Below are 11,727 nucleotides of genomic sequence, written 5' to 3'. Positions count from 1 at the left end.
GGACAAATGAAAACAGAAGAACTGAAAGAACAGAACCGTATAGATTTAGAGCCATTTTACCAAGCATTGGAAGATGATTCTAAACTACTTGAAGAAGCCCTCGAAATATTATTGGGTATGGTACACTTCGAGCCTAAATCCGTAAAGAAGTTGGCACTCGTAATAAAAGAGGATTCCCGCAATCTATATAACGAAATAGCGGAATTGAGCAAATCGAACCAAGACAAAGGAAATACGCCTTCCTGTTGTGGTGGACATTAATAAATACTATAACGATGAAAAACAAAAAAATAAACATCCACTTTTTGGGAGCGGCAGGCACCGTGACTGGCTCAAAATATTTGGTGGATACAGGAGATAGAAAGATACTTATAGACTGTGGCCTCTTCCAAGGGTTAAAGGAATTACGCCTTAAAAACTGGGAGTACCCACCTGTTAATGTAGGTGATATTGATGCTGTTTTGCTTACCCACGGTCATATGGACCATACAGGTTATTTACCCAGATTGGTAAAACAAGGCTTCAATGGTCCCATTTATGGTACGAATCCTACTTTGGACATTGCAAAAATCATTTTGAATGATAGTGCAAAAATACAGGAGCAAGAAGCCGAACGTGCCAATAAGGAAGGCTATTCCAAACATAGTCCCGCAGAACCATTATACGATTTAAAGGATGTAGAAAAAACTATCCCACACTTTAAAGGAATTCCACAATCACAATGGATTCCGTTATTTGATGGTATTAGGGCTCGCTTCCAATACAACGGACATATTCTGGGTGCAACCTATATTGAGTTGGATGTGCACGGAAAACGTTTTGTCTTTTCAGGAGACATTGGTAGAACCAATGATTTATTGCTCTATCCACCCCTTAAACCAAAAAAAGCGGATGTGCTTTTCATTGAATCCACTTATGGTGGAAGGTTTCATCCCGATGAAATAGAAGCACTTCCACATATTGAAAAATTAGTAAATGATACCATCAACAGAGATGGTAGCTTATTTGTCCCAAGCTTTTCGGTAGAACGTGCCCAGCTAATGATGCTCATCTTTTGGAAATTATTGAAAGAAAAGAAAATCCCCAGAGTACAAATGATTATGGACAGCCCGATGGGTGCCAACGTATTGGAACTGTTTCATAGAACTCGGGATTGGCACAGATTGGAAGACAACGAATGTGACGAAATGTGCTCACACTTTACAGTTGTTAGCAGTTATCGTGAAACAATGGAATTAAGAACAGATTACAAACCAAAAATCGTGATTGCAGGAAGCGGAATGCTCACAGGGGGAAGAATGCTAAACTATCTTGAAACACAGGCACAAAATCCAAATAACACCTTACTTTTTGTAGGCTATCAAGCTGAAGGCACTCGTGGCAGAAAATTATTGGAAGGTGAAAAAGAACTAAAAGTATATGGAAAATGGGTGCCGTTTAAAATGCAAGTAGTAGAAATTGAAGGGCTTTCGGCACACGCAGACCACGCAGAACTTATGGACTGGATGGATAAGATAAAAAACAAACCCGAACGTATTTTCATTGTACACGGTGAAAAAGAGAGTGCAGAAGCATTGCAAAAAGGCATCAAGGAAACCTATGGGTGGGATGCAGAAATTCCGCAATTATACACCATCGAAGAAATAGAATAAATCGAAAAATCACAACAACCAATAAAATATGGACACACACTCAAACATATTAAAATATAAACATCTCGGAATCTATACCCAAAACGAAAATGTAGTGTATATGCGCGAAGATTGCCACGTCTGTATTTCAGAAGGGTTTGAGGCACTTACCCGAATAAGAATATCCAATGCAAATACATCAATCGTAGCAAGTCTTAATGTCCTGAATTCTGATATTCTGTTGCCTAATGAAATCGGACTATCAGATGCTGCCGCGAAAAAACTCAATGTTTCCCCAAACGATACATTATATGTTTCCCATTTAGAGCCTATTGAATCCTTAAGCCACGTCAGGGCAAAAATCTATAACAAAAAACTGGATTATAAGGCCTATAACAACATCATAACCGATATCGTGGAAGGCGATTATTCCAACATCCACCTTTCGGCATTTATTACTGCCTGTGCTGGCGACCGAATGGATATTGATGAAATATCCGACCTAACGAAAGCAATGATTGCTTCCGGAAAGCAACTGAACTGGAACAAGGATATCGTGGTCGACAAACATTGTATTGGCGGATTGCCTGGCAATAGGACAACACCATTGGTAGTTGCCATTGTTGCCGCGTATGGGCTTACTATGCCAAAAACATCCTCACGGGCAATCACTTCGCCAGCAGGCACAGCAGATACAATGGAAGTACTGACCAATGTTACGCTCTCTTCCGAGGAAATAAAGACCGTAGTAGAAAAAGAAGGCGGATGTTTTGTTTGGGGCGGTACAGCGCAGTTAAGTCCTGCCGATGATGTGCTCATTAAAATTGAAAAAGCCTTGGATATTGATAGCGAAGGTCAGCTCATCGCTTCAGTACTCTCTAAAAAGGCAGCAGCTGGTTCTACTCACGTGGTCATTGATATTCCCGTGGGAGAAACCGCCAAGGTTCGCAGTACCGAAATGGCAGAAAAACTAAAAAATCATATGGAAACCGTTGGAACTGCTGTTGGGTTGAATGTAAAAGTTGTAGTTACGGATGGCACGCAGCCTGTTGGAAGGGGTATCGGTCCAACTTTAGAAGCCATAGATATATTAAAAGTTTTGAAAAATGAGGAAGATGCACCTAAAGACTTAACAGAAAGAGCATTGCTTTTAGCTACTGAACTATTAGAACTTTCTGGAAAAGTAGAAAAAGGAAAGGGACAGGAAACCGCACATAAAATTCTCAAATCTGGAAAAGCATATGAAAAATTCGTAGCCATTTGTAAGGCGCAAGGTCAATTTTCAAAACCAGTTTTAGCACCTTATAAAATTGAAATTAAAGCTGAAAAGTCAGGCGTTTTGCAACGAATTGATAACCGTAAAATTGCAAAACTTGCCAAGCTTTCTGGAGCACCACAATCTAAATCGGCAGGGATTCTTCTAAATGTGCATTTGGGAGAACAAATCGAAGAGAACCAACTGCTTTATACCATATATGCTGAATCCAAAGGTGAACTTAATTATGCCTTGGAATATGAAAACAACCATAACGACATCATAACTATAAATTAAAGAACATACTATGAAAACAATATTATTCAGTCTTCCCGGAAATGAAGAACTCACAGAACTAATGGCTACAAAAATGGATGCTGAAGTGGGTCAAGCCACATTAAGGAAATTCCCTGACGGGGAATCATACACGCGCATATTGTCTGATGTTAAAGATAAATGTGTGGTACTGGTATGCACCTTGCACGAACCGGACGAAAAACTGTTGTCACTATATTTTTTAAGCCACACAGCCAAATCATTAGGAGCTATGTGTACCTGTTTGGTAGCACCCTATTTGGCGTATATGCGGCAGGACAAAGTATTTAATGAAGGAGAAGGAGTGACTTCCGGTTTCTTCGGAAAATTGATTTCTGGTTTCGCCGATAGCATTACCACAGTTGACCCTCACTTGCACAGAATTAGTTCGTTGGGAGAAGTGTATCAAATTCCAAATAAAGTGATTCACGCTGCCGACGCAATTTCAGAATGGATTAAAGAAAATATCGAAAACCCGGTACTTATCGGACCTGATTCTGAAAGTGAACAATGGGTATCAGAAGTCGCCAAAAATGCAGGAGCACCATTTACGGTATTACAAAAGGTGCGTCACGGTGACCGTGATGTAGAAGTCTCTGTTCCCGATGTGGATATATATAAAGATGCTACACCCATTTTGGTAGATGATATTATTTCCACAGCCCGAACAATGATTGAAACCGTACAACATCTTAAAAAAGCAGGAATGAAACCACCTATTTGTGTAGGCATTCACGCCGTTTTTTCAGGAAACGCCTATCAAGATTTATTGGATTCCGGAGTAGAAAAAATAGTGACTTGTAATACCATCCCACACTCTTCAAATGGAATAGATTTAAGTGATATTATGGCAAAAGAGGTAAAAAAATTAATGCACCATATATGAGAAAACAAGGCTTAATAGTACTAATCACTTTATTCAGCATCACAATGACTGGACAAACTGAAATGCTCATTGGGCAGATTTCAGGCAGAGTTGTTATTCGGGAAAACTTTGATGAAAATGGTTCTTTTTTAAATAAACAAACTTTCAAAGCCAGTGAAACAATAAAGAAAAATGGATACTATGAAATTGAGGTAGTTACGGAATTGTTTGATAAAGACAAAAAATTGACCGATAAATACACCACAACCTATCGTTGCAAGCCTGATGAAGCAAGTATAATGGTAATGGCTTTCCCGTTTTCCAGCCCAAAATCAAAGGAGACCGAAATTAATACCACCTCTAAAAAATTTAAAGACCTCTATGATTTGGACAATCTTGAAGATATAGAATTAGAAATGAGTTTTGATTCGGGCTTGTTGAATTTTTTTGGCTCAAAAAGTACCATAAAAATTTACGACCGAAAATTTAATAATAGCGAAAATAATATTAATTCAAAAATTAACATTAAGGCCTATGCCTTGGGAATTCGCATTAAGCAACTCAATTATACTGTTAACGAGAAATTAAATGCACAAGGTCTATTGACCTTTCAAAAATTTACCGAAGAAGACAACAGTTATTTTACAATGACTTATAAATAAAAATAAATGAAAAATTATAACACCCTTTCAGAAGCTATTAACGATTTGCAGACAAACGAATACCCTTATGATTTCAACTTAAAACCTGAATGTCTGGAATGTGCTTCCCTGAAAATTGAGATTCGACCAGAAGATTTTAAAGTGGATAAAATATATCGCTTTGAAGGAATGAGCAGTACCGATGATAACAGCATTTTATATGCAATATCTTCCAAAAAAGAGCTTAAAGGTCTTTTAGTAGATGCTTATGGCGTCTATGCCGAAAACATATCGGAAGCAATGAGAAAAAAATTACGATAACACTTAAACAAGACAATAATGGAAAATCACGAACACCACAATCACGAAGAAATGGACCATTCAAAAATGGACCACTCTAAGAAAAAACAAAAAAAAGCAGACCATTCTAAAATGAATCATGGAGATGGAGACCATTCAGGTCACAATCCGGGACACGGTCAAATGGGTCACGACCATCATAAAATGATGATTGCAGACTTTAGAAAACGGTTTTGGGTAACACTTGTGCTTACCATTCCCATATTGTTTTTCTCGCCAATGATTCAGGAATTTTTTGGTTATGAATTTTTACTTCCAGGAAATCCATATATCCTTTTTGCACTTTCCACTGTTGTATATTTTTATGGTGGTTGGCCATTTTTAAAAGGGTTTTGGTCTGAAGTCAAAAAAGGTGCACCAGGAATGATGACTTTGATTTCTATGGCAATTTCTGTAGCATATTTTTATAGTACTGCTACCGTTTTTGGTTTAAGAGGTGAAGACTTTTTCTGGGAACTATCAACACTTATATCCATAATGTTGCTTGGCCATTGGATAGAAATGAAAAGTGTGTTAGGTGCGTCAAAAGCCTTACAGTTGTTGGTGAGTATGATGCCTGCAGAAGCGCATAGGGTAAAAGGCGACACCATAGAAGACATCCCTCTCGAAGATTTACTGAAGGATGATGTGATTTTGGTAAAACCAGGTGAAAAAGTTCCGGCTGACGGAATAATAGTAGACGGTTCCAGTTACCTAAATGAATCTATGCTCACAGGTGAATCTAAACCTGTAAAAAAAGATGAAAACGATAAGGTTATTGGTGGTTCGGTAAATGGCAATAGTACCTTAAAAGTAAAAGTTGAACATACTGGAAAGGATAGCTATCTCAACAAGGTTATCAAAATGGTTGAAGAAGCACAAAAAACCAAATCCAAGATGCAAAACCTTTCAGATAGGGCTGCAAAATGGTTAACCTATATCGCTTTGGCTATTGGTTTTGGAACATTAGCAGTATGGTTGATTTTAGGCTTTCCGTTTGTCTATGCTTTAGAAAGAATGGTTACCGTTATGGTTATTGCTTGTCCACACGCATTAGGGCTTGCTATTCCATTGGTGGTTGCGATTTCTACGGCAGTATCTGCTCAAAATGGATTGCTTATTCGAAATAGAACTGCGTTTGAAGAGTCCAGAAAAATTTCAGCTTTGCTTTTTGATAAAACAGGAACACTAACCAAAGGTGATTTTGGTGTCACTCGAATCGAGTCTGTTAACGAGACTTATTCAACAGAGGAAATTTTAAGACTTTCAAGTGCATTGGAACAAAGTTCTGAACATCCAATAGCTGTTGGGATTATTAAAAAAGTAAAAGAAGATAACATAACCATTCCAAAACCTGAAAACTTTAATGCAATTACAGGTAAGGGTGTAGAGGCAAATGTTGAAGGCAAAGAAGTTAAGGTAGTAAGTCCTGGCTATTTAAGAGATGAAAAAATAGACATCCCAAAAGACGCTTATAGTGATGCCGCTGAAACTGTCGTGTTTGTATTAATTGATGGGAAACTGGCAGGTTACATTGCGCTTGCTGATGAAATAAGACCGGAATCTGCCGAGGCAATCAAAATATTTAAAAAGAATAACATTAAAGTTCTAATGGCAACTGGCGATAATGAAAAAACCGCTAAGGCTGTGAGTGAAAAACTTGGATTGGATGGTTACTACGCCGAGGTATTGCCACATCAAAAAGTTGAAATTGTAGAAGAGTTACAGAACAAAGGTGATTTTGTAGCTATGACGGGTGATGGTGTTAATGATGCGCCCGCTCTCGCAAAAGCCGATGTAGGAATTGCAGTAGGCTCAGGTACAGATGTAGCAGCTGAAACTGCCGATATTATTCTGGTCAACAGTAATCCACAGGATATTGCCAATTTAATTCTCTTTGGGAAAGCCACCTACAATAAAATGATTCAGAATTTGATTTGGGCTACAGGATATAATGTCGTGGCTATTCCTTTAGCAGCCGGTGTATTATATTCTTCAGGTTTTGTTTTAGGTCCTGCGGTTGGTGCGGTATTTATGAGCTTAAGTACTATTATAGTAGCTATTAATGCGCAATTATTAAAGCGAAAAATCGGTAAAAAATAAATGGACAAAAAAGAAAAACTCAACAGGATATCTTTAATCCTGTTGAGTTTATTTGTAGTGATGTTGGGTTATGGTATTTTATTGCCAACCCTTCCCTACTATACCGAAAGATTAGCTTTAGGAGATAACCTAGATACTGATTCGATTAACTTTCATATTGGTTTTTTGACCAGTATTTATCCGCTCTTCCAGCTTCTTTTCGTTGTACTCTGGGGCAGGCTATCCGATAAATACGGCCGTAAACCCATTATCATTGTTGGGCTAATCGGCTTTGTAATTATGCAATTACTTACCGGTCTTGCTACATCATTGACGATGCTATATGTTGCTCGCATCTTTGGTGGTATTTTCACGTCATCAGTTATTCCAGTTAGCAACGCATATTTGAGCGACATTACTTCTGAAAAACGAAGAACAAAAATAATGGGTTGGTCGGGTGTTGCCATTAGCTCTGGTGTTATTTTTGGCCCTGTCATTGGTGGCTTTCTGTCTCAAACTGACCTTCATTTAAAATATACGATAGGTCTGCTGCATTTAGACCGATTTTCAGTACCCTTTTTGTTTGCCGCTCTTCTAGGACTTATAGTCTTATTTGTAGTAGCAAAATGGTTAAAAAACACCACTCGCGTACATACGTTCACAACACAAAAAGCGAGCTTGCGATTCACATTTACCAAATATTTTGTCGTATTACTGGGTCTGTCGTTTGTCATCCAATTTGTAGTAACGCTGTTTGAAACTGTCTTTTCAATATATGGGAAAGATGAATTAGGATTTAACAGTAACCAAATAGGTATTGGTTTTATGCTATGTGGTTCAATAATGGCTGTTTTACAACCTTTGTTCGCTACTTACGGAGAGAAGTTTTTATCCACAAAGAAACAAATTGCATTAGGGTTGTTTATATCTGGATTATCCTTAATTGTCTTTCCCTTTTTTAAGAATGAATACTTGGTATATGTGTTAATCGTTGTTTTCGCTGCTGGAGGTGCTATGGTAACCCCAAATTTACTTTCTGCGGTCTCATTAATATCAAAGCAAAATACTGGCAGGAACATTTCTATTCAGAGCTCTACTAATAGCGTTGGTCAAATTCTAGGGCCTGTTTTAGGGACTTGGTTACTCGCAGGTGGTTTTTACTACCCTTTTATAATTGCTGGCAGCATTGTCTTGGCTGTTATTGGTTTTTTATTCTTTTTCAAAAATCCACCATAAGAAAATAAGCACATAAGCTATTAAATTTATCTGACGATCCGTAGGTTGGCCAAAGGCTGCCCGCCATTTACAACTTCTTTCTTTTCGTTTGTTTCCAGAACAGATTTTAACTGGGCCATATCCTTGCTTATCTTCTTCTCCACTACCCTTGCATACTTTTGGGTCGTCGAAAGTTTGGTATGCCCCAATAGCTTGGATACCGTTTCCAAGGGGACATTGTTCATCAGGGTAATAGTGGTCGCAAAAGTGTGTCTGGCCACATGAAAGGTCAGGTGCTTTTTGATTCCGGCATTGCTTGCAATAATCTTTAGGTATTTGTTTACTTTTTGATTGGAATAGACCGGTAAAAGGGTATGCCCATTTTTGACATCGGGAAAATCCGAATACTTATCCAATATCCCCTTGGCCTGGGATAGAAGTGGAACCCTCACCGGGGTCTTGGTCTTTTTCCGTTTGACATTGATCCACTCCTCCCCATCGATACCCGTTACAATATCGCCCCGTTTGAGGAGCTTGACCTCAATATAGCTGAGACCTGTATAACATGCAAAAAGAAAAATATCCTTTACAATGCCCTTGCCGCTATCCCTGATTCCAACAGAAGCCAAGCGTTGAATTTCGGCCTCTTCCAGAAAATCACTGTCGTAATCCTCAAACTTCATGTTGTACTGGTTGAAGGGGTTTTGGGGGATGCACCTGAACTTAAAGGCTATGCCCACCAATTTCTTGAACCGCTCCATGTGCTTCATGATACCATTGTTGGTCAGTGGCTGAGCCTTATTGATCGGAGTACAATTTCTAAGGAAATTCTCAAATTCAACAACGAAGGTATAATCGATGAAGGACAGCCTGATGTCCTGTGAGTTGAACTTTTTCTTTACGAACCGTTTTAGGTAGGTTTCCGTTGCCCCATAATTCTTAGAAGTGCCGGGTTCAAGTTTTGGCATTTCCTTGTCACGGTGGTACTTGATAATATCTTCAAGAGTCCTTAATGTCCTATCCTCTCCGAGATAACGCAGTTTAATGGCGTTGGAGGTGATTACCATACCTTCGGAATACAGTTGCCTATGGCAGTCCAAAAGTTTGGCATAGACATCATCAAGGTACTTGTTGATACCATTGGCCCCCTTTACCCTTGGGTTCAATCTATTTGATTTAGGACACCAATGATCTTCCAAAGTGGTGCGCTTGATACTGAGGTCCGAGGGAATCCCATCGACCTTGATCCGGGCATAGATGGGAACAAGCCCGTTTTTCCTTTTGGCCGTTTTCTTGAGCCAAAATCTGATACTGAATGTTTTAGAGGTTTCCATGTGTTTCGCTTTTAGTGGAACAATCCGTTAAGCGAAAGTCAAATCACACGAAATATCGAATCATGAACGTCAATATACGAAATCCATTCCGATTAAAATAGGACACCCTATAGGACACCTTTCTCCCTGGTTTCAGATGGGATCGGATAGGAGGAACGGGATTACTTCCCGTTCCGACCTTCCACACCACCCAGCATACGGTTCCGTACTGGGCGGTTCCTTAATTTATGTGTTTTACTTTAGCATAGTACTCCAGTAGCGAGGGATATCCGGCCTTGGATAATCGCTGATTGGTAATAGTCCATCGAAGTATATCGGTATTAGCTATTCGCCAGTACTTCTTCCTCGTGTTAGCATATTGCCACGCTTGTTCCCTGTTAAGGCCGAGTTTAATTAACATTCTCCCTTTCGTTCGGATGCGTTTCCACTGTTTCCAGATACACATCCGCAAACGTCGACGGTACCACTTATCTATGTCCTTCAAAAGACCTCTCATGTCTGCCATTTTGAAATAGTTCACCCAACCTCTAACATACTGATTGAGAAATTCTTTTCTTCTGGTATTTCCCCATCCATTGCTCCTCGAGGTCAGCTCTTTTAATCGCTGTTTCATCTTTTGGATACTTGATGGATGAACTCGGAGTCTGCCTTTTCCCTTATATTGGTAAAAGCTGTATCCGAGGAACTTGGTCTTTCTGATATACGACATGTTGGTTTTCTCCTTGTTTACTTTTAGAAATAACTTTTCCTCGATATAAGGAATGATATTCCGTAGTGTTCTCTCTGCGCTCCGCTTGCTTTTGCAAAGGATAATACAATCGTCCGCGTAGCGGACAAACCGGTGCCCCCTTCTCTGGAGTTCCTTGTCCAACTCGTGGAGCATGATGTTGCCCAGAAGCGGACTGAGTGGTCCTCCCTGAGGCACCCCCAGTTTCGTTTCTTCAAATTTGTTCCCGGTGACCACTCCGGCACGAAGATATTTGTGAATGAGCGAGATTACCCGCCCATCCTTTACCGTTCTTGACAATACTTCCACAAGTTTGCTGTGGTTTACCGTGTCGAAGAACTGTTGTAGGTCCATATCGACGGCATAGGTATACCCGCCGGTAATGTAGTCCATGCATTTCTTCAGTGCCTGATGAGCGTTCTTTCCGGGTCTGAAGCCGTAGCTGTGTGGTGAGAACTGTTGTTCGTAAATAGGAGAGAGTACTTGAGTGATGGCTTGTTGGACTACCCGGTCTACCACAGTGGGTATGCCCAATGGTCGTTTCCTGCCATTCTCTTTAGGTATCTCTACCCGTCTGACTGGATTGGGACGGTACTTCCCGTCCCGGATGGATGCTAATAGATCATCCCTGTTTTCAACAAGATAGACCTTTAAGGCATCGACTTCCATCTTGTCCACTCCTCCTTTTCCTTTATTGCTCCGAACCCTCTTAAAGGCCCGGTTAAGGTTGAAAGGAGACAGGATCTGTTCTAATAATCCATCTTTTAAAGTAGTAACATCAGTAAGGTTGTTTTCAGTTATCCTCATGTAGGTCTGCCCTCCTGCATAGCTTTCGGGTTCCGCCCTATCCTTTTGCAGCCAGGTATCTTTCGATATTTTCTGCATTCTTCCCTTCATAAGGTAACAGTCATTGACTACTTACTTCTTAAGGTTCACCCCTTCCCGGCGTAGTCGATTTTCTCCGGTACTATGGGCTCGGCTGACTTCTCACAGTAAATCTTATTTCAACCACAGTTTCATACGCTGTTTCAATCTGTGTCCGTGAGACCTCCCGCGGTAAGACATATCACTTTCATTCCATATATCCGCATCATCTACACCCTGATATCCGTATAGCTTTAGGACTTCGTTTTAAGTGGCAAACTCATCCAGATCAGGTATGCCTTGTATGATGTTCGTGTTCCTCGGACCGGAACTTTGCCGCCGGCTTCCTTCAGATTCCACCTCGCGGTGGACACCCTTGCCCTTGGCTAATGATAGGTAGCTATCAACCCTCATAGCGGACTTTCACCGCCTAGTAATACGTCATGCACGGCGCACCAC

Annotated in this window: 11 protein-coding genes; 8 read left to right on the top strand and 3 right to left on the bottom strand. The window is 40.0% G+C overall.

Going from position 1 to position 11,727, the window contains the following annotated elements; translation table 11 throughout:
- Positions 1-6 precede the first annotated feature (6 nt).
- The 8 genes from AC13CC_RS01845 to AC13CC_RS01810 are packed head-to-tail and all read left to right on the top strand — an operon-like array spanning position 7 to position 8,364.
- Positions 7-261 carry a hypothetical protein gene (locus AC13CC_RS01845; RefSeq protein ID WP_009778882.1) on the top strand — a complete coding sequence of 85 codons (255 nt, stop codon included), beginning with the start codon at positions 7-9 and terminating at the stop codon, positions 259-261.
- 14 nt (positions 262-275) lie between these two features.
- On the top strand, positions 276-1,652 hold the full coding sequence (locus AC13CC_RS01840) for an MBL fold metallo-hydrolase RNA specificity domain-containing protein (RefSeq protein ID WP_127137419.1): 1,377 nt from the start codon (positions 276-278) through the stop codon (positions 1,650-1,652).
- 28 nt (positions 1,653-1,680) lie between these two features.
- Positions 1,681-3,183 carry a thymidine phosphorylase family protein gene (locus tag AC13CC_RS01835; protein WP_008616398.1) on the top strand — a complete coding sequence of 501 codons (1,503 nt, stop codon included), beginning with the start codon at positions 1,681-1,683 and terminating at the stop codon, positions 3,181-3,183.
- A gap of 10 nt (positions 3,184-3,193) precedes the next feature.
- Entirely contained in the window at positions 3,194-4,087 is an 894-nt protein-coding gene (locus AC13CC_RS01830) for a ribose-phosphate pyrophosphokinase (protein WP_008616396.1), read from the top strand.
- A complete protein-coding gene (locus tag AC13CC_RS01825; protein ID WP_482876228.1) occupies positions 4,084-4,728 on the top strand; it encodes a hypothetical protein in 645 nt (214 codons plus the stop codon). Before AC13CC_RS01830 ends, AC13CC_RS01825 begins: the two co-directional genes overlap by 4 nt.
- Positions 4,729-4,734: 6 nt before the next feature.
- Positions 4,735-5,028: a hypothetical protein gene (locus AC13CC_RS01820; protein WP_009778877.1), complete on the top strand. Its 294-nt coding sequence runs from the start codon at positions 4,735-4,737 to the stop codon at positions 5,026-5,028.
- Between the two features lie 18 nt (positions 5,029-5,046).
- Positions 5,047-7,149 carry a copper-translocating P-type ATPase gene (locus tag AC13CC_RS01815; RefSeq protein ID WP_127137421.1) on the top strand — a complete coding sequence of 701 codons (2,103 nt, stop codon included), beginning with the start codon at positions 5,047-5,049 and terminating at the stop codon, positions 7,147-7,149.
- A complete protein-coding gene (locus AC13CC_RS01810; RefSeq protein WP_127137422.1) occupies positions 7,150-8,364 on the top strand; it encodes an MFS transporter in 1,215 nt (404 codons plus the stop codon). It abuts the gene before it with no gap.
- A gap of 26 nt (positions 8,365-8,390) precedes the next feature.
- Here AC13CC_RS01810 and AC13CC_RS01805 read toward each other — a convergent pair whose 3' ends face one another.
- The 3 genes from AC13CC_RS01805 to AC13CC_RS01795 all read right to left on the bottom strand — a co-directional run bounded on the left by AC13CC_RS01805 (position 8,391) and on the right by AC13CC_RS01795 (position 11,682).
- Positions 8,391-9,677: a site-specific integrase gene (locus tag AC13CC_RS01805; protein ID WP_293164696.1), complete on the bottom strand. Its 1,287-nt coding sequence runs from the start codon at positions 9,675-9,677 to the stop codon at positions 8,391-8,393.
- 220 nt (positions 9,678-9,897) lie between these two features.
- Positions 9,898-11,301, bottom strand: a complete 1,404-nt coding sequence (gene ltrA / locus AC13CC_RS01800) for a group II intron reverse transcriptase/maturase (protein WP_482876227.1) — start codon at positions 11,299-11,301, stop codon at positions 9,898-9,900.
- A gap of 234 nt (positions 11,302-11,535) precedes the next feature.
- Positions 11,536-11,682 (bottom strand): hypothetical protein, encoded by a 147-nt coding sequence (locus AC13CC_RS01795; RefSeq protein ID WP_482876226.1) that lies wholly within the window; start codon positions 11,680-11,682, stop codon positions 11,536-11,538.
- Positions 11,683-11,727 lie beyond the last annotated feature (45 nt).

The organism is Flagellimonas sp. L-11 (assembly GCF_056857735.1).
This window is presented reverse-complemented; position numbering and strand designations above follow the sequence as displayed.